The organism is Edaphobacter modestus (assembly GCF_004217555.1).
Lineage (GTDB): Bacteria > Acidobacteriota > Terriglobia > Terriglobales > Acidobacteriaceae > Edaphobacter > Edaphobacter modestus.
Genome location: NZ_SHKW01000001.1, coordinates 2361446 through 2381152, shown reverse-complemented (window position 1 = coordinate 2381152; position 19707 = coordinate 2361446). Strand labels below are relative to the sequence as shown.

General features: G+C 60.8%; 14 protein-coding genes. 3 read left to right on the top strand and 11 right to left on the bottom strand.

Translation table 11 applies throughout. The features are described from left to right. Window positions 1-98: 98 nt before the first annotated feature. The 3 genes from infB to BDD14_RS09955 all read right to left on the bottom strand — a co-directional run bounded on the left by infB (window position 99) and on the right by BDD14_RS09955 (window position 5720). Complete coding sequence (gene infB / locus BDD14_RS09965) at window positions 99-3341, bottom strand: translation initiation factor IF-2 (protein WP_130418673.1); 3243 nt, start codon at window positions 3339-3341, stop codon at window positions 99-101. 127 nt (window positions 3342-3468) lie between these two features. Next, window positions 3469-5046, bottom strand: a complete 1578-nt coding sequence (nusA, locus tag BDD14_RS09960; protein ID WP_130418672.1) for a transcription termination factor NusA — start codon at window positions 5044-5046, stop codon at window positions 3469-3471. 83 nt (window positions 5047-5129) lie between these two features. Next, window positions 5130-5720 carry a ribosome maturation factor RimP gene (locus tag BDD14_RS09955; protein ID WP_130418671.1) on the bottom strand — a complete coding sequence of 197 codons (591 nt, stop codon included), beginning with the start codon at window positions 5718-5720 and terminating at the stop codon, window positions 5130-5132. 351 nt (window positions 5721-6071) lie between these two features. Between BDD14_RS09955 and BDD14_RS09950 the strand changes: the two genes are divergently transcribed. Beyond that, window positions 6072-7652 carry a glycosyltransferase family 39 protein gene (locus BDD14_RS09950; RefSeq protein ID WP_130418670.1) on the top strand — a complete coding sequence of 527 codons (1581 nt, stop codon included), beginning with the start codon at window positions 6072-6074 and terminating at the stop codon, window positions 7650-7652. Between the two features lie 353 nt (window positions 7653-8005). Beyond that, window positions 8006-9529: an IMP dehydrogenase gene (gene guaB / locus BDD14_RS09945; RefSeq protein WP_130418669.1), complete on the top strand. Its 1524-nt coding sequence runs from the start codon at window positions 8006-8008 to the stop codon at window positions 9527-9529. Window positions 9530-10317: 788 nt separating this feature from the next. Here the strand turns inward: guaB and BDD14_RS09940 are convergent. The 8 genes from BDD14_RS09940 to BDD14_RS09905 form a co-directional block, all read right to left on the bottom strand. Then, window positions 10318-11331, bottom strand: a complete 1014-nt coding sequence (locus tag BDD14_RS09940; protein ID WP_242617857.1) for a GNAT family N-acetyltransferase — start codon at window positions 11329-11331, stop codon at window positions 10318-10320. A gap of 77 nt (window positions 11332-11408) precedes the next feature. Further along, a complete protein-coding gene (locus BDD14_RS09935) occupies window positions 11409-13223 on the bottom strand; it encodes an ArnT family glycosyltransferase (protein WP_130418668.1) in 1815 nt (604 codons plus the stop codon). A gap of 24 nt (window positions 13224-13247) precedes the next feature. After that, on the bottom strand, window positions 13248-14219 hold the full coding sequence (locus tag BDD14_RS09930) for a DHH family phosphoesterase (RefSeq protein WP_130418667.1): 972 nt from the start codon (window positions 14217-14219) through the stop codon (window positions 13248-13250). Then, complete coding sequence (rbfA, locus tag BDD14_RS09925; RefSeq protein WP_130418666.1) at window positions 14216-14629, bottom strand: 30S ribosome-binding factor RbfA; 414 nt, start codon at window positions 14627-14629, stop codon at window positions 14216-14218. The genes BDD14_RS09930 and rbfA overlap by 4 nt, the downstream gene beginning before the upstream one ends. Window positions 14630-14728: 99 nt before the next feature. Beyond that, entirely contained in the window at window positions 14729-15025 is a 297-nt protein-coding gene (locus tag BDD14_RS09920) for a DUF503 domain-containing protein (RefSeq protein ID WP_130418665.1), read from the bottom strand. 23 nt (window positions 15026-15048) lie between these two features. Further along, window positions 15049-15738, bottom strand: coding sequence for an outer membrane beta-barrel protein (locus BDD14_RS09915; RefSeq protein WP_130418664.1), 690 nt, complete (start codon window positions 15736-15738; stop codon window positions 15049-15051). Window positions 15739-15806: 68 nt separating this feature from the next. Next, window positions 15807-17255 carry an NfeD family protein gene (locus tag BDD14_RS09910; protein ID WP_242617856.1) on the bottom strand — a complete coding sequence of 483 codons (1449 nt, stop codon included), beginning with the start codon at window positions 17253-17255 and terminating at the stop codon, window positions 15807-15809. Next, window positions 17252-18934 carry a tetratricopeptide repeat protein gene (locus BDD14_RS09905; RefSeq protein ID WP_130418662.1) on the bottom strand — a complete coding sequence of 561 codons (1683 nt, stop codon included), beginning with the start codon at window positions 18932-18934 and terminating at the stop codon, window positions 17252-17254. Before BDD14_RS09905 ends, BDD14_RS09910 begins: the two co-directional genes overlap by 4 nt. Here BDD14_RS09905 and BDD14_RS09900 point away from each other — a divergent pair. Beyond that, the gene (locus BDD14_RS09900; RefSeq protein WP_130418661.1) at window positions 18911-19699 is read left to right on the top strand and encodes an alkaline phosphatase family protein; all 789 of its coding nucleotides are present in this window, start codon (window positions 18911-18913) and stop codon (window positions 19697-19699) included. The two genes, BDD14_RS09905 and BDD14_RS09900, sit on opposite strands and share 24 nt — an antisense overlap. Window positions 19700-19707 lie beyond the last annotated feature (8 nt).

The following is a 19707-nucleotide window of genomic DNA, read 5'->3' as shown; positions in this document are numbered from 1 at the left end:
CTTACGCTTGATTCGCATAGGACGCCGAACCTACTTGGATTGAAGAAATAAAGGCCGGGATCGCTCCCGGCCTTTTGAGTTGTGGAATGAGGATGAGGTTACGCGTTCACCGACTCTGTCGGTGCCGCTGCCTTGCGCTCCGCTGCAGTCTGTCCAAGCTCGGCCGCCAGCTTCTCGGTCGTGAAGGCTTCGATCAAGTCGCCGACCTGGATGTCCTTGAAGTTCCCCAGATCGATACCGCACTCGACACCCTGCCGCACCTCGGACGCATCGTCCTTGAAACGCTTCAGCGAGGAGATCTTGCCCTTCCACTGTTCCTCACCGTTACGCACCACGCGAACCTGCGCATCGCGCCGGATGAGACCATCGCGAACGATGCAGCCGGCGATCTGCCCGACCTTCGTGATCTTGAAGACATTGAGCACCTCGGCCCGTCCAAGGTAGTTCTCCTTGAACACCGGCTCCAGCAGCCCGTACATCGCCTTCGTAATCTCGTCCTGCAGCTCGTAGATGATCGAGTGGATACGGATCTCCACGTTCTCGCGCTCGGCGATCTCGGCGGCCTTGCGATCCGGCCGCACGTTGAAGCCGATGACGACCGCGTTTGATGCCGAAGCCAGCAGAACGTCGGACTCGGTGATCGCGCCCACGCCTGCACGCAGCACCCGTACCCGCACCTTCTCGGTCGACATCTTCTCCAGAGAATCGGCCAGTACCTCGACCGAGCCCTGCACGTCGCCCTTCAGGATCAGGTTCAGATCCTTCATGCCGGCCTGCTTGATCTGCTCTGCCAGGCCCTCGAGCGAGACACGCGAGCTCTTCGCCAGCTGCGCCTCGCGTTCCTTCATCTTGCGGTACTGCGCAATGCCCTTGGCCTTGTCGCGGTCCGCCATGACCAGGAAGGTATCGCCAGCGTCAGGCATGCTTTCCAGACCAAGAATCTCGACCGGAGTCGAAGGCCCAGCTTCCGCAATGGCGCGTCCACGATCGTCGAACATGGCGCGAACCTTGCCGAAGGTGTTGCCGACGATATAACTGTCGCCGATCCGCAACGTTCCGTTCTGTACCAGGATGCTGGCTACAGCGCCGCGTCCGCGATCGAGCTTCGCTTCGATGACGGTTCCCACGGCTGGACGATCCGGCTGCGACTTCTGCTCGTTCACATCGGCCACCAGGCAGATCATCTCTTCCAGGCGGTCCAGGTTGATGCGCTTCTTCGCCGAGACCTCGACGTACTCCACGTCGCCGCCCCATCCGGTCAGCTGCAGGCCGCGTTCGCCCAGCTGCTGCTTGATGCGGTCCGGATTCGCCTCCGGTTTATCGATCTTGTTGATCGCCACGATAATCGGCACATTCGCAGCCTTCGCGTGGTCGATTGCCTCGAGCGTCTGTGGCATCACTCCATCATCGGCGGCGACCACGATGACGACGATATCCGTCACCTTCGCGCCGCGCGCGCGCATACGGGTAAACGCCTCGTGACCCGGGGTATCCAGGAACACGATCTCGCGCCCGAACGCCGGAGAATCCGGCTTGGTTACATGCACCTTGTAAGCGCCGATGTGCTGCGTGATTCCGCCCGCTTCGCCTGCGGCCACATCCGTCTGGCGGATCGCGTCGAGCAGCGAAGTCTTTCCGTGATCGACGTGGCCCATGACGGTCACCACCGGCGAGCGAACCACCTCCGTCATGCCGGTCGTGTCCTCGAGGAACCCTTCGATTGCCTCGTTCTCCAGTTGCTCTTCGACCGTGATGATGGTGGCATCCGCGCCGAACTGACGTGCCACATCCTTAACCAGCTCACCTTCCAGCGACTGGTTCACTGTGACGAACACACCACGCATCAGCAGGGTGGCGATCAGGTCCTTGCCACGAATATCCAGCTTCTCCGCCAGATCCTTCACGCTGATTCCCTCCGTCACCGTGATGGTGCGGGTAATCGGCAGTGGCTGCTGCGGAATCTGCGCCCCGCCAAAACGCGGCGGAGGAGCAAAGCCCTTCATCGGGCCTTCCTTCGTCTTCTCGTAACGCTGACCGCCACGGCCGCGTGGCGCAGGCCTTCCAGCCGGCCGTCCGGCAGGAGCCTCACCCCCCGGCCCGGGCAGAAGACCACCAGGCGCCGCGCCACCAGGACGAGGTCCGCCAAATCCCGGACGTGCGGCGAACCCAGGCCGTGCACCACCAGGTCCAGCGAATCCCGGACGGCCGCCCGGACCGCCAGGTCCTCCCGGTCCACCGGGGAAGGTACGCGTCGGGTGCATCGGGCGTCTCGCGCCCGGAGGAAGAGGAGAACGTCCACCAGGACCGCCGGGGCCACCAGATCCGCCGGGACCGCCGCCTTGAGTACGCGGACGCTCGAAGATCGGACGATTGCGCGGCGGAGCGCCGGGTGCAGGGGGCGGAGCCGTATAGATCGGACGAGGACCCGTCTGCGGCATGATGACGCGCCGAGCCGGTGCGGCAGGTGCCGCCGGAACTGCCGGAGCTGTAGGAGCTACAGATCCCGTAGGTGCTGCTGCCGGGGCTGCAGGTGCTGTTGAATCAGCAGGTGCCGGTGCGGCAGCGACGGGCGTCGCAGGAGGCGTCGCTTGTGAATCCGCGGCCACTGGCGGAGGCGCTGGAGCCGCTGGAGCCGCAGATACAGGCTGCTCAGCTACCGGAGTAGCAGGCACAGCAGGCGGTGCCGGAGCGGCCGCTGGCTTCGGTGCGACTGCTGTCGGCGGCGGCGCTGCCGGCGGGACCGGGCGCTGTGCGGGCGGTGCTACCGAAGCGGCACTGGCATGAGGCGTCGTAAAGACTGGACGAGCAACCACAGGGCCCGCTGGCGGCCTGCTTGCAATCGCCGGGGCTGCAGGCGGAGGAGCAACGATATTCGCCTGCTGACGCGGCAGAGGAACAATCCTGCGTGGTCCTGTCGCAGCGGCCGCAGATGTCTGCGGCGTGGTTGCCGCCGCGGCCATCGTGGGCACCGTCGCTGGCCGCGGCGGGGTTACTGCCACGGTGGCGACAGGAGGAACGACCGCCGGCCGTGGTACGACGGGCGGCGCTGATCTAGCGGCGGCCTCGGCCTGCTTCCGCTCCAGGATCGCTTTGAGCGCGTCGCCAGGCTTCGATACCTTCGAGAGATCAAACCTCGGCCTCTCTGCCCCCTGTCTCGCTGCTCCACTGCCCGCACGGCTGCCGCCTGTAAGATACCCGCGGACCTTTTCGGCCTCATCGGCCTCGATCGAGCTGGAGTGGGTCTTCTTTTCTGTCACGCCGACCGCTGTCAGCGCGTCCAGAATCGATTTGCTCTTCACTTCCAATTCGCGTGCCAGATCGTTGATTCGAACTTTGTTCATCCGTTCCTTTTTTTCGCTTCCCTCACGCCCTTAGCTGCTCATATCGGCCTCTTCGAGGTAGGAATTGTGGTTATATCTATTATCTCTGAAGTTGCTGCACCCGCGGTGCAGCGCCTGTCCGCCGCGATTAGCCACGGTCTCGCCCATCGTCGATGCCTTCATCGGAGAAGTCCTGAGCCTCATTGACCAGTGTGTCCACCGAGTCGTTATTCAACTCAATCCGCTCCTCTCTGGCATCTGCTTCACTGAAGGCGTCCGAATCGGAGGCCTCATCCTCGGCCGCTGCAATATCTTCGGTCGAAATCCCGTTCACCTCTTTTGCAAGGCCCTCTCCTGCTTCGCTGGCAAGAATCTCTTCCGGTGTCTTCTCCATGGAGCCCTCCTCTGCGGCAGCCGAAACCTCGGCTACTGCTGGCCGCACCTCGCCCTCTTCGTACTGTCCGAAGTAGTGGCGAACCGCAACCGAGATCTTTTCGACTGTCTTCTCTCCAATGCCCGGAACCTCTTCTAGCTGCTCCGGTGTCATATCCGCCAGCGTCTCGACCGTAGTAATGCCCGCAGCGATCAGCTTCTCGAGAATCGTCTCGCCCAGCTCCGTCACCTGCTCGATCGGGGTGGAAGGTCCGCCGCTCATGGCCTGCATCTGCTGCTCGACCTCCTGGCGCTTCTCCTCTTCGCTCTTGATATCGATCTTCCACTGCAGCAGCTTCGCCGCCAGCCTGACGTTCTGGCCCTTCTTGCCGATCGCCAGCGACAGCTGGGTATCGTCGACGATCACCTCGATCTGCTTCTCCCCCAGATCCGTAATCGACACGCGGCTCACCTTCGCCGGCTGCAGCGCCTTCTCGGCAAACGTCGTAATCTCGTCCGAATATTCGATGATGTCGATCTTCTCGCCGCGCAGCTCGCGGATGATCGACTGCACACGCATGCCCTTCATGCCGACGCACGCGCCAACCGGATCGACGTCCTTATCGCGGCTCTGCACCGCAATCTTCGTGCGCTCTCCTGCCTCGCGGGCAATCGCCTTGATGCTCACTGTACCGTCGTAGATCTCCGGAACCTCGCTCTGGAACAGGTTCTGTACCAGTGTCGGTGCTGCCCGCGACACGATCACCTGCGGTCCCTTCGCGGCGCGGTCTACGCGCAGAAGAACCACGCGCACCCGCTCGCCGATCGCAAACTGCTCAAGACGGCTCTGCTCCCGCTTCGGCATCCTCGCCTCGGCCTTGCCCAGGTCGAAGATCACATCCATCGGCTCCAGCCGCTTCACCGTCGCCGTCAGTACTTCGCCGGCGCGGTGGTTGTACTCGTTGAACACCGTGTCGCGCTCGGCCTCACGAACTTTCTGGAAGATCACCTGCTTGGCCATCTGCGCCGCAATCCGGCCCAGCGGAGTCGTGTCCTTGTAAAATCTCAGCTCCGCACCGATCTCCACCTCCGGAGCCAGCGCACGCGCCTGCTCCAGGGTCATCTGGTTGACCTCGTCCTCGACCTGCTCCGGACCCTCGACGACCGTCTTGAACACATAGGCGCGAATCTCTCCGCTCTCGCGGTCCATCTCGGCGCGCATGTTCTCCTGCGTCTTGTAGTACTTCCTCGTCGCCAGCGCGATCGCATCCTCCACGGCGCCTACCACCACGCCCGGATCGATTCCCTTATCGCGGCTCAACAGCTCAATCGACTGATACAAAGCACTTGCCATCGTCATTTGTCCTTCATGGTCCCTGTGGACTCTCGTCCAGGAGCCGTTACTCTTTCCTGTTTTCTTCTGATGCGTCGGCGAGGCTAAAACTCAGCCACCACCTGCGCCTTCTCCACATTCGCAAGCGGAATCTCTACCACCGTCGCAGTCGCCGCCTTCTTGGCCTTGCCCTTCTGCTTGACTGCGGACAGGTCCAGTGTCAGCACATCTCCGGCAAATTCCGTCAATCGCCCCTGCCATTGCCGGTTGTTGTTCACCGGCGTAAAGGTCTGCACCTTCACCAGGCTTCCCGTAAACCGCGCATAGTCCGACGGACGGTACAGCTTCCTCTCCAGCCCCGGGCTCGAAACCTCGAGCGTGTATTCGGTTCCCGGCATCAGGTCTTCGACATCCAGAACCGTACCGAAGTCCTGCGCGAACATCGCGCAATCTTCATGCGTTACGCCCGACAGCATCTCCACCGGAATCCCCTTCGGCAGCACGACTTCTTCCGTGCTCTCTTCCGCCGCCCGGGCTGCCAGCTTTGCCCGCTCTTCAGCATTCTTCTCAATGAACACCCGAAGCGTACGAAACTTCCCGCCGCCGCCCTGAAACTCCAGGTCCACCACCTCCAGGTGGTGAGAAGCAGCAACGCGGTCCGCCGTCGCCCGTATTGTGTCCAGATTCAGCGCCATAATGATTCTTTCTGCTGCCTGTCCCGCGCCTCCGCAAAACCCCTGCGCAAGGCATATTTCAGAGCAAATAAAAAGTGGGCTGTAGCCCACTCATCTCTTCCGTCCTTTACCGGTGCGTTCACGGCTTCTTGCGGACAACGGAAAAAACGCTGCAATCCGTATGATACATCCGCGTTCGCGAGTTTACAAACCGTTTTGCGGTTCACCCTCCGCTCCCGCGCGACCTCCTGCCACTCCCGCAACATCGAATCGCATGCTCTCGAGACCCGCTTTTCCCATAGGTAACCCCTGCAAGGCGTGGTATACCTACATTTCCGGCCCCCCCAAAAAACTAAAGATCAGGGTACTTCGATGCGAGATCGATCGACCTCTGTTTGGAAAGAAAGCCCATTCCTGCTTTTTGGCCTGGTATTTCTGGTCAGCGCCTGCTTCAAGCTCCTCCTGCTTGGCTCACGTGAGCTGTGGCTGGACGAGACCTACTCCGCCTTCACCACCCATCTCGGCTTCCGTCAGCTCCTTCACTTCACTGCCGGCGACGTCCACCCTCCACTCTTCTCCGTTCTTCTCTGGATCTGGGTCCGCCTCGTCGGCGAGACACAAACCCACCTCCGGCTCTTCAGCGTCCTCCTCAACATCGGCAGCATGGCCGCAATGTTCCTTCTCGCCCGCAGAATTCTCGGCACGCGGTTCGGAGTCCTCGCTTCTATCCTCTTCGCCTTCTCTCCTATGTTGTTCGTGTACTCGCTCGAAGTGCGCAACTACATGCTCTTCATCTTCGTCCTCATCGGCCTCCTCTCGGTTCATTGGGCCGTTACCCTCGAGCACAACCGCTCGAAGACCCTTCTCGTCGCTTATAGCCTCCTTGCGGCGGCTCTGTTCTACATCCACTACGTCGGGGTCTTCATTCTGCTGGGACTCTTCGCTCACTGGCTCTTCTGCTCCACCTTCGTCCGCGAACGGCTTACCGCCCTGGGCCTCACCACAGTCTTCACCCTTCTTCTTGTCGCTCCCGGTATTCCCCTCGCCCTCACCCAGTACCATCTCAAAATCCAGCTAGATCGCGAGCTGAAGCGCAGCAATCACGATCCTGGCGCTCTGTCCTATGGCCAGGAGATCACTGCCCACCACTCCCCGGTTGCCCTCGCCAAAAGCGTCGCCATCGTCGCCGGCTTCTATCCCGCGAAATCACCCGCCCTCTTCCTGCTCTGCGCCTTCCCCCTAGCCGTCACCCTCGCAGGCGTCGCCTTCCTCTGGCTCGTCCAAGGCGACCCGGTATGCCGTCTCCTCGGCTTCGTCAGCATGGGAATGACCGTGGGAGTGCTCCTGCTTCATCTTGGCAATACCCGTTACATTCTTCCTTTGGTTCCTCTTCTCGTCCTGGCCATCGCTCGCGTCCTCCAGTACTGGACAGACTCCATCCGCTGGCACGCTCTCGGACTTGTCATGGCGGTCTGCGTCGTGTGCATCTACTGCGCCGGATTCTCGAGACAGGCGCTCCGCCCTCACGGACATCCCTGGCAGAACCTTGTCAATGCGCTGCAACGGAACTACCACCGCGGCGACAAGGTCGTCTTCGATGCCCTCTATGCCCAGGTCCCCTTCGACTACTACGCCCGGCACCAGAACTTTCAGCCCGAGGAGACCGGATTTCCCATCTCCATCTACGACTGGTGGACAAGGCAGAGCTTCGAAGGCTGGGGCGGCCCGGTCGTAAAGCAGCAGGATCTCAACCAGTTCGTCGCAACCGCGCCGCCCTCGAAGACCTTATGGGTCGTTCTCTACGAAACCTACTACTACGACCCGCATGAGGCCCTGCTGGAGCAACTTCGCCGACGCGGCCAGGTCACCGAGATCGACCTCCCGCCGGACCCCGACGCTCAGCCCTCAGAAGAAGACGGCCATCTCAGGCTGGTCCGCGTCTCCCTCCAGTGAACATTTCCCCGGAACATTAATGTCGCCCAGCTGAGATCATGGGTGCCGGGTGCCCCATTCATGCAGTCTCATCGCATGAGTGGGGCATTCGAGCGGAGCTCGAACCGCCGCGTTGAGGGCACGGCTCAACCGTGTCACAGAAAGTCATCCAGAAACGGCAGCTTCAGCTGTCCCGGAGCACCAACAAATCTGACGATCCCACCTCTAAATCGCCCAAAGCCTGCTCCAGAAATTCACCACCCCGCAAACCACCCGCCTTGCTGCATCGTTCTACCCTCACCTACAATCAAACATTAAATCTCCAGTGGCAATCTGCCTGTATCGGGCCTCACCCCGCTGGAGATCAAAACGACATGATCAATCTCCCGATTCCCGAAGCCCTTACCTTCGACGACGTCCTCCTCGTACCTGCCTACAGCGAAGTTATCCCCACCCAGGTCAGCACCCAGACCCGGCTTACCCGGCGGATCACTCTCAACACGCCCCTCCTCTCGGCAGCCATGGATACCGTCACCGAGTCGCGCCTGGCCATCGCCATGGCGCAGCAGGGAGGCATGGGCGTCGTCCACCGCAATCTCACCATCGAGCAGCAGGCCGGCGAGATCGACAAGGTCAAGCGCTCCGAGTCCGGCATGATCGTCGATCCGGTCACCATCTCCCCCGAGGAGCCCATCGCCGCCGCACTCGACGTCATGCGCCGCTACAAGATCTCCGGCGTCCCGGTGACCAAGAACAGGAAGCTCGTCGGAATCCTCACCAACCGCGACCTCCGCTTTGTCTCCCGCACCGATATCCCCATCTCCGACGTGATGACCAAGGAAAATCTCATCACCGTCGCTGTGGGAACCACCCTCGAACAGGCCGAGCAGATCCTGCACCAGCACCGCGTCGAGAAACTCCTCGTCGTCAACGACGACTACGAGCTCAAGGGCCTCATCACCGTCAAGGACATCCAGAAGAAGCTCAAGTACCCCAACGCCTCCAAGGATTCCCAGGGCCGCCTCCGCGTCGCCGGAGCCATCGGTGCCACGGGAGACTTCCTCGAGCGCGCCGAGGAGCTTGTCAACGCCCGCGTCGATGCCCTCGCCATCGACTCCGCCCACGGCCACTCCTCTCGCGTCCTCGAGGCCGTTCGGGAGGCCAAGCGCAAATTCCCTGAGATGGACGTCCTCGCCGGCAACGTCGCCACCTACGAAGGAGCCCTCGCGCTGATCAAGGCAGGCGCAGACGCCGTCAAGGTCGGCATCGGGCCCGGCTCCATCTGCACCACCCGAATGGTCACCGGTGCGGGAATGCCCCAGATCACCGCCATCTCCGAAGCGTATCGCGCCGGTCGCGAGAACGATATCCCCATCATCGCCGACGGTGGCATCAAGTACTCGGGCGACGTCACCAAGGCCATCGCCGCAGGCGCTTCCGTCGTCATGATGGGCTCGCTCTTCGCCGGCGTCGATGAATCTCCCGGCGAAACCATTCTGTATCAGGGCCGAAGCTTCAAAGCCTATCGAGGCATGGGCTCCTTGTCCGCCATGGCCCAGGGCTCCGGCGAGCGCTACTTCCAGGGCAAGGACGACATCTCCGACGCCTCGACCGAACGCCCCAACCTGACCGCCCGCGAGACCTCCAGCTCCAACCGCCTCGCAAAGTTTGTCCCCGAAGGCATCGAAGGCCGAGTCCCGCATCGCGGTCCTCTCGAAGGCATGGTCTATCAGCTCGTCGGCGGACTCCGCTCCGGCATGGGCTATCTCGGCTGCTCAACCATCGAGGAGCTCCAGCAGAACGCCCGCTTCATCCGTATCTCCGGTGCCGGCCTCCGCGAAAGTCATGTCCACGACGTCATCATCACCCGCGAGGCTCCGAACTACCACGTCGAATAAACGGCAGACGAAAGCGCAAAGCTAAAAGAGTAAAGTGCCGGGTGCCCCATTCCTGCGGCCTCATCGCATGAGTGGGACATTCACGCAAAGCGCGAACCTGCCCGATACCCGAAAAACGTGTCATCCTGAGCGAAGGGGTTCGCGTATTTTGCGAACCACGCAGTCGAAGGACCTGCGGTTGCTTTTGTCGTTGCTTTTCGAGTCCTCAAACTTCACCAAACATCTCATGCCGGGTGCTGGGTGCCCCATTCATGCGGTCTCATCGCATGAGTGGGACATTCGCGCAAAAGCGCGAACCTGCCCGATACCCGAAAAACGTGTCATCCTGAGCGGAGTGGTTCGCGCATTTTGCGAACCACGCAGTCGAAGGACCTGCGTTCCTTTTGCCGTTGCTTTTCCAGTCCCCGAACCTCACCAAACATCTTTATCCGCCGGCCCTACTCTTCGCTCAAATCCACCCATCGGGTGCCCCATTCATGCAGTCTCATCGCATGAGTGGGCCATTCGAGCGAAGCTCGAACCCTGCAGACCCGCGCTCGAAAACCCTGTCAAGCCCCAACCCCCTGAAAATCCAACAAAACAAACCACATCCATTTGCCGATTAGTTTCTCTCCATCTTCTAGAATAGTTACAGAAGCGAACAGACGGAGGGTTCGGAGGAGTGACTCTAACCCTACAAAAATCAATATTTTATGGGTTAAACCCCATGTAATCAATATTTTAGATGCTTAAAATTAAATAAGTGTAACAAAATAAACATCTTACTCAATCATATCCGGGGGGGGGTCTTAACTGCGTATCCAGCTAGAGGAGTTCCGAGAGAGGGTCATGGCGTCGAAGCGATGCCGCACTCCAAACCCCATATCGTCATAGAGCGCGACTGCAGGCTTGTTGGACTCCGTCACCGTCAGGGTGATCGCCGAGGTCCCCGATCGCTTCAGCTTGTGCGCCGCATGATTCAGCAGAAACCGGCCCAGGGCGCGGCCGCGTTGCGAAGGTGCGACGCAGAGCTGGGTAATGTGAGCGACATCCGGCGCTACCCGGGAGCACAGAATCATTCCCGCAAGCCTTCCGGTCTCCCGCTCCCTCAGCAGCCAGGACTGGTGTTCTTCAAAGACGCCGCACCCCGGAAAGCGCACGATGTTGTGCAGAAAGCGCAGCGAGCCGTGCAGCGAGCAGTACTGGTCGTTGATCTCTGCGTCGATGTGTCCGCGATACGCCGCATGGATCAGCTCCGCTGCCGCCTGGTAGTAAAGCGACGACCATGGAATCAGCTCCACGCCTTCGATTCGCTCCCGCGGGAGCGAGCCTCTTCCCGGGAGGGAAAGATCGAGCTCCATGAAGAGCCTCGGATGCCGGACGAACCCCGCAGCCAGAAAGCTGTCCGTGATCGCGCCCGCATCGTAAAGCAGCAGCTGTGACTCCACGCGGCCAATGTTCGAAGAGTGAAGAAGAAGGTCCAGCAGCCTTCGCAGCAGCGCATCGGTAACCTGCAGGTTCTGTTCCGGGTTCGAGGCAAACGCGAAAGCATCGCCTACAACGGCCTTATTACCCTCGTACACACAGAACGTGTAACCGGCGATCTTGCCGCGGTCCAGCGCGACAAAGCCTGGAAGAATGCGGGAGTCGAGATACTGCAGCAGAAGCTCGGTCGAGCTTCTGTAGTCCCACCGCAGTCTCTCCTGCCACAACTCCGCCTCCGCCTCCAGCAGAGGTCGAAGCTGGCGCGCCGAGAACTGTCTCAGGTCCAGCAGCTCGAGTTGGGTGGCAACCGCCATCTTCAAAGAAACTACGCCGCCCACGCGGCGAAAGTCTCCGTTGAGCTTACAGAATTTTTCTCGCGTGCGGCGCGCAATCCTTAAACCGGGACTCCTTCTCGTCAGGGACGAGCCGAAACTCGATAGACTTCCAGGCCCTGCGAGTCATACAGAAACAGAGGAGTATAGATCCGTCCGTCAAGATAGTGCTCCAGCGCCGCCGGGTCCTTGGTGGGGATCACCAGCAGATGCTCCTCCGCCGGAACGCCGTCCTTGTCATAGTGAACCGTGGCTTCGTTGCGATAGAAGGCGATCCCATAGTCCAGATCGCGCCTGACTTGCTCGACGGCGACGATCTTCACGTCCGGAGCTTTCTGCGCCATCTCCCGCGCCAGCGGCCGAGCCGAATAGTTGATATCCAGGTCTCTGCCGTGGAAGCCCAGCAGGAACACCAGTGTCGCCAGCACCGGCAGCAGCGTCGCGTTCGCAATCTGCGAAACTCCCCAGCGCCGGACGACCAGGAAGACAAACAGCGCAAAGCCGAGCGCCGCGCCTCCCGCAGCCATCAGCCAGGTCGTCGAAGGCACCAGCGTCTCGTACTTCATGTGTTGGGGAGCCAGCGTCAGAACGAAGACGAGCACCGCGCAGGTGGCCGCGTGACCCCACAACAGCCAGCGCGGAAGACCGCAACGGCGAACGCGGTTCAGATAGTCGGCAGTGAGAATCGTGAGAGGAGGAATCGAGGGAAGGATGTAACCGGGAAGCTTGGAACCGGAAAACGAAAAGAAAACAATAGGGAACAACGCCCACAGGACCAGGAACTCGGGGAACGCATCCCCGGCGCGCGTATGTCCCAGGTAACGCCTCGGATTGTGTCGCACCTTCCACTCCGCGATCGAAACCTCGATCGAGTCGATCAGGGCGCGGCCCGCGATCACGGTCCATGGCATCAAGCCGATGATCAGGACGGCAAGGTAGTACCAGAAGGGCTGATGGTGCTGGTAGCGATTCGATGCGAAGCGCTCCAGGTTGTGTTCCTTGAAGAAGACCCGGAAGAACGTCGGATTATGATGCTGCACCGCGAGAAACCATGGCAGCACCATCACAAGATAGAGCGTCACGCCAGGCAGCCAGATCGTCCTGCGCAGCAGGGACCATTCGCGCCGCAGCCCGGCGAAGAGCACTATGATCGCCAGCGCGAGGAACGGAGCTACAGGACCTTTGGCCAGGGTCGCGGCCGCGCCAAAGAAATACAGGTCGAACAGCCAGAACTTTTTGCCGGTCTCATACCATGCGTACCACCCGAGCATGCCGATGCAGAACGGCGCCGCAAGCTGCATATCGGTGGAGGCTCCTCGAGCGAAGCTGACGATAGCCACACAGGAGGTAGTAATCAGCGCGGCGTCGAGATGGCCTCCGGGCCGGAATCGTCGCATATGCAGAAAGATCAGGACGATCAGCGCAAACGTCGCGGTGGAGGAGGGCAGACGGGCTGACCAGTCCGAGACTCCGAACTCTTTGAAGAAACCCATGGCGCGCCAGTAATAGAGCGCCGGCTTTTCCAGCCATGGCTGGCCGTAAAGAATTGGAGTTACTGTTCCTCCCGCCAGACAGTGATAGGAGGCTTCAAGATCCCGGAGGCGGAGGCTGCGAGGAACGATCTTCGCGTTGACGGCATGGCATGCCTCCGAGTGCGCCTCGAGCATTTCGCGAGCGACCTGCGCGTATCGAGGCTCGTCCGCGCCGACCAGGCCCAGCTGATCTCCCCCGAAGGAGGGGATCAGGCCATAGAGGAGAAGAAAGCCGCTTACCAGGGTGAGGAGAAACATCTCGCGAGGGAGAGCGGTACCCGGACGATTCCAGAGATGGGAGAGCCAGCCGTGCGATCCGCGCGCGGCCCGTGCGCTGTGCCCGGTGGATTGTTTCGAATCAATCATTTCGGAAGTTCAGGCGAGACAAAGCTAACAGAGTCCTGTACGGAGTTGATGAAGGATGCGCTCGGTCGCCGCGGTAAGCGGCCCATCCAGTGTGCATCCGCTGGCGCTGCGATGGCCTCCGCCACCAAAACTCTCGGCGATGAGGGCGACGTCAACCTTGCCCTTGCTGCGGATACTCAGGCGATACTGGTCGACCGAAGGAAGCTCGCGAAGAAAGACTGCCGACTCCACTCCGGCGATGCTGATGAGGTAGTTCACCACGCCTTCACAGTCCTCGGCTCCTGCTCCAGCACGGTCCATATCCCTGGTCGTGACCCAGCTCCAGGCCAGGGGGCCTTCCGTGTGGAGATTGGAGAGAGCTGTGCCAAGCAGGCGAATCTTGCTCTCGGGGTTGGAGAAGTAGATGTCCCGGGCGATCTGGCTTGGATTCGCTCCGTGGGCGGCAAGATCGTGAGCCAGGGCGAAGGTCTCCGCGGTGGTGGTGGAATACGTAAACGAGCCCGTATCGGAGACGATCGCAGTGTACAGGCAGGTCGCCATGGTTGGAGTAATTTTGACTCCCGCCGCGACTGCAAGCCGATAGACCATGGCTGCGACCGCGCAGGCATCTTCATCAATCCAGTTGAAAACGCCGAACGGGCGGCCGCTGGCGTGATGGTCGATATTGATGAGGCAGCGCCCCTCCAGCCCGGCCAGCCCGGTCCGCGGAATGCCGTCGCACTCAAGCAGGATCGCGGGGGTCGAAAGATCCGGCTCCGCCTCGCGCGCGTCCAGGCTGAAGTGGATGCGATCCAGATTCGGCATGGTGCGGTAGATCATGGGAACTTCGTCGGCGAGCACAACGATGCATTCGCGGTCGAGTTGATCGAGAATCTCGGCCAGCGCCAGGACGGAGCCAATGGCGTCACCATCTGGACGTGCATGCGAGGTGACCAGAAAGCGAGGGTGTGAGCGAAATCTCTCCAGGAGATTGCTAATGGTCGCTTCAATTTTCATGAGTGGGTCGTTGCCTGCGAGGATTCCACATCCGCGGAGGCCTGCTTCCTTTCCCGTTTCCGAATCCGGCTGAGAAGCTCGTCCATTCGCCCGGTCATCTTTTCGGATCGATCGATTGCGAAGGTGAGATCAGGAACGTGGCGAACCCCCATCCGTTCCCGAAGCTGGGATCGGATATAGGCCCGCGCGGTCATAAGGCCGGCGAGCGTAGACTCTTCCTCTTGTTCATTGCCGTGAACTGCTACATAGATGCGGGCTGACTTTCCCCCCGGCGCGAGCACGACATCGGTGACATAGCTGGGAGCGATCCGGGGATCCGATAGCTCTCCTTCGAGCATCGCTCCAATCTCTTCGGAGAAGGTATTGGCGACGCGGTTGCGGTGATGGGCTCGGGCTCGTTGTTCTGGCATACTGTTTTGCCTTAGTGAACTGGTTAGGTTATCAGAGTCGTGCGCGTATATCTAACGATAAATGGTGGAATTCAGGTACGGTTTCGTGGATATTCGGGTTTAATCCGATACAAACTCAGCATAAGAATCGATTATTTCCGCGCCCATCGACTGTGTGAAGCGATGGGCGGCCAGGTCGATCTGCTGCAGCTGCCCGGTGAGGTAGCTGCGGGAGCCAGAGATGACCGCAATCCCCAGCGTTGCGCGATTCCATACTTCCCCCGTGTCCAGCTCGGCGATGGCGAGGTTGAATGCATGGCGCAACCGGTCCCTGAGCGAACGAACAACCTGTCTGCGGTCTTTGAGAGACTGAGCATGAGGAATCTCGATCTCGAGGGTGAGTCTGGCAATAGGCACAGTAGAGAGTCGGGCCGACCCTGCTAGAAGTGAATCACAAATCCGAAGCCGGGCTCGATGGTCCAGGTCTGTTGCTGGATGGTAAGGAAGTTCTGACCGAAGTCCGGAGCCTTGAAGAAGGCCTGGCGGAATTGGGCTCGAAGTCCGAAGTGGGGTGTCAGCTCCTTTTCAACTCCAACGGAGTAGTAGTAGGTCATGCGAGCCTGGCTGTTCAGACTCTGACCGCCCAAAGGAGTGGGACGAAAGGCGGTCGATCCAGCTCCAACCGCGATGAAAGGCTTCGCTCCCAGGAACTCGCGGTTGGGATGGATGACGTAGCCCAGTGAGTACTCGCTGGCATTATTCTGGACGCCGCCGGCGAAGTACTGGTTGGGAACCTGGGCGTTGGTGGTATTGGAGAAGTTCTGAGTGTAACGGGCATAGGTGTAGTTGAATTCGCCGCCCACGTAGGCGGACTTGGTGTATCGGACGGTGACTAGGGCTCCGAGGGTGGAACCGGCTTGCTGATCAAGCGTTACGCCCTGATAGTTGGTTCCGGAGACATCCTTGGTGAAGGAGCCGATGCCGCTGACGGCGATATCGAGTCTGGAGAGATGCTTGTCGAGGGTGGGATTGCCGCTGGTGGCCTGGGCACCGGCCGTGCTGGCTGCGAAGATTGCAAAGAGGCAAAAGAAGAGGCTCCACACACGCTGTGGGCGAGACACGATCGACATCAGCAAAGAACTCCCTTGAAACGAAAAGTGTTGCCTCTCCAGTCTACTCTGGATTGTTCGTGCGCGGGCTATCCGGTCCCTTTGGAGACACACGGCTCGACCAGGAGGACGAGCCCCTCGATCGCCTTCACAAGGACGGTCGACCCGTCGGGTGGGAAAGAGCCTCCTGGCTGGACGAGCCGGGCTTCCCAGAGCTCGCCGCGAATTTCGACCTGGAAGTCGCTGCTGGCGGGAGTGTCGGCAAGATGTGGGCAAACGACTGCGACGGCTCCGATCATGGCCTGGGGACCGGTAAGAACTTTGCTTCGCCGGGCCCGCAGTGCGATCCAGGCAAGCGCGAAGGAGATGCCCCCAAATGCGAGCCCCGTAGCGATAGCGATGGAGATGTGAACGCGCTGCTCGGGAATGGGGCCGTCTACCAGGGTTGCCAGTCCGACGATGAGGCTGACGGTTCCGGCGAGGCCGAGGACGCCATGGCTGGGGAAGTTGGCCTCCAGGACGAAGAGGATGAGCGCAGCCAGCAGCAGAAAGACCGCGGTGTGATGAATGGGAAGGAGATTGAACCCGAAGAAGGCGAGCAGGACGAGGAGCGTGCCGACGGCCCCGGGGACGATGGTTCCGGGAACATTGAATTCGAGATAGATCAGCAGTGCTCCGAGGACGAGCACGAGGACGGCGAGATCGGGATTGGCCAGGCGGCTGAGGATGCGCTCGCGAAGCGAGGGCGCGACAAGCACGAAGGGAGCTCCGCGAAGGTGAAGCGTTTGGGTAGAGCCGTCGAAGCGTCGAATCTGTCTGCCATCGAGCGCGCGCAACAAGGCATTGTCGTCGGCGGCAGACAGGTCGATGAGGTTCAGCTTGAGAGCTTCTTCATCGCTGTACGATTTGGAGCTGCGCACCGCATCCTCGGCGGCCTGGGCGTTGTGCCCGCGACGAGAGACAAAGGAGCGAAGAAAGGCGATTGCGTCATTCTCGATCTTTTCCTTCAGGATGGGATCGATCTGGCGGCCTTCGATGGTTGGATGGGCGGCTCCGGCGTTGGTCCCGGGCGCCATTGCGGCGATATCAGCGGCTTCCAGCAGAAAAAAACCGGCTGAGCCAGCACGGCTTCCCGATGGGGAGACATAAACGATTACAGGCACCGGAGATCGTTCGATCGCGTGAACCATGACGCGCGTGGAGTTGAAGAGTCCCCCGGGAGTCCCCAGCGAAACGAGCACCGCGGATGCGTTGCGACGGGCCGCCTCGGCGAGTCCGCGTTCAAGGTAGCCGGCGGAGATCGGCTGGATGGTGTCGTGGAGGATGAGCTTGATGACTGGACCGGGCTGAGCGAATCCCGTCGCGAAGCTGCATAGAAGCAGGAGAAGGATTGCGAAACAGTTTTGCAGTTTGGTGGAGAAGGTTTCGGCGCGCTGTGGATTTGGATTCAGGTGTTGCCCCGGCAGCAAGGGCTGAGGGCTTCCCCGTGGATTGCTGCAGTGAGCGGAATGGGGAACGAGGATCATGGACGGGGTCACGGCAGGCTTTGCCCGCGTGCAGCGAGGGCCTGCTTCATGCCCAGGGCGGCGGTGTTGGTGGGTTCGAGCTTCAGGGCACGGGAGACATCGGCAGCCGAGGCCGCGGTTTGATTTCCGTTGAGTTCGAGGCGGGCGAGCACAAGATAGGCCGGGGCGTTGGGACTGAGCCTCAAAGAGAGCTGGGCCTCATCCCGGGCTGCCGTCAGATCTCCGCTTTGTTCGCGAACCTCTGCCAGACCGGCACGCGCAGACGCGCTGTGCTGGCTGGCGGCGAGTGCGGACTGAAATTCGCCCTCTGCCTCGGGGATGAGACCTTGGGCCAGATAGTCCCTGCCGAGTTGAACGTACTGTGTTGCCTGCTCGTCAGGAGGTAGCGCAGCCATACGAATGGCTCGCATCTGGTCAATCTGGAAGGCGGCCTGACGGAAGGATGCCTCCGAGTAGGTACGGCGGATCCGTTCGAGCGGCTCGAACGCCGGAGAAGGCGCGGATACGGCTGTCTTGAGGGTTGTGACGTTCTGGGTGGAGGGTGGCGGACCGCCATGTGCGATGTGGGCCTTCAGGCTGGAAGCGTCGGGATCAGCAGGACGAAGTTTGAGGGTAAGGTCAACTTCACGCTGGGCTCCGGGGGCGTCTCCCGCGCGGAAGAGGGCGACGGCCAGATTGTAGTGATAGTCCGCATCCTTGGGGTCGGCGGCGACTGCCCTTTGAAACAGAGCGGTTGCATTGTGCCCCTGGCGGCTGAGAGCGACGGCCTGATTGTTGATGACCTCGGGCAAGGGAAGGCGGCTGGCGACGAAGGCGAAGGCCTTTTCCGCCTCAGAATATCGACCGGAGTTGAACCGGGCGAGACCAAGGTAGAAGTTCGCCTCCAGGGAGCTGCGATCGTTGGAGGAGATCTGGCCCAGCGTGGCGGCGGCGTGATCGTAGTCGCGCTCGGTGTACTGAGTCTTTCCGAGAGCGAGGAGAGCCGCGGTATAACCGGGAGACTCCTTGACGGCGAGTTGCAGACGCCGGATTCGTTCCTCCGGTGCGGTCGCGCCGATGCCGCGGATGTAATTCTCAAAAGAGCTGAGCTTGATCTGTCCCGAGGCGGCGAGGAAGGTCTGCTGGGCCACGCTGAAGTGCGGATCGATGGATCTGGCGAGCTTCCATGCGATCGTGTTCTGCACGTCGAAGAGGCGTTGCAGGTCGTTGGAATCCTCAATCGGCGGAGACATTCGCAGCTCCTTGACTTCGAGGACCTGGGCCTGGACGGAGATTCGACCGTTCGCGACGTTGTAGCTTCCGATCACGACGTAGTTGGCATCGAGGGTCTGGGCGATACGGATGGTGGTGGCACGAGTGGGGCGGAAGTCAGCCGGGAAGCCGAGATGGTCGAGAGCGTACTGGCGGTCGTCGCGCGAGATGGTGAGGAAGCTTGCAGAGGAGAGCCGCTGATTGAGTGTGTCGGGGAAGGAGTCGCCGATCCAGCCGAGGTCGGCCTGGCCGGAGCGATTTTCAAAGGGAAGGACGAGGATGACGCGACCGGCTGGAGTGGAGGAATCGGGCCCCTGGCTATAGCCTGCGGGAGCTGAAAGGACGAGAAGAAAGAATGCGAAGAGGAGGCGATAGCCTCGAAATGCTGAACGGATTGAAGGAAACCTGCGCACAGGTTGAGTATAGAGCGTTACGTCCATGGCTTTGCCGGGAAGCGCTGCACGTCTGGTGGCTTTTCCGCTCTTGTATTGCGAGTTCACCTGCTTGCACTGGATGGAATCGAACACAAGACAGGATTCGGAAATGATGCGGGACGGAACACGATTGCGTTTCTGGACGACCGCGTGAAAGACATCATCGAAGGCGTGCGGGAGGCTGGCGACCTCGATCGAACAACGTTTCTCATTGTCTCGGACCATGGTCAACAGAGCGTGTTCAAGCATGTGAACGGGAGCGCTCTGCTTCGGCGGGCGGGATTGCAGGGCTCCTCGGGACACAGCCCGGCGTTCTGTATTCCCGAGGGAGGCTTCGCACTGATTTACCAGAGAGACGCAACGCCGGAATCGACAAAGGCCTTGAAGTCCGCGTTTCTCGGGCAGTCGGGGATACGGGCGGTTCTGACTCCGGCTGAGGCGGCGAAAGAGGGATTGCCGACGCCACCGGATGCCGATCAGGGACCCGATCTGCTGGTCTACGCAGCCAACGGTTTTGCCTTTGCGGACGATGCTTCCGCGGAGATTGTCACAGAGACCAAAGAAGTGGGAGCGCATGGTTATCCGAATACGGAGCCGCGGATGAAGGCGATCTTTATTGCCTCGGGAGCCGGAATCGCGAAAAAAGGCGAGATCCCGGAGTTCGACAACGTGGATGTGGCGCCAACGATCGCGCACCTGTTGAGGCTGCATCTGGAGGATATCTCCGGGAAAGAGTTGACCGCGATCTTCGCACAGCCAGGAAGAGACTGAAGGGCTGC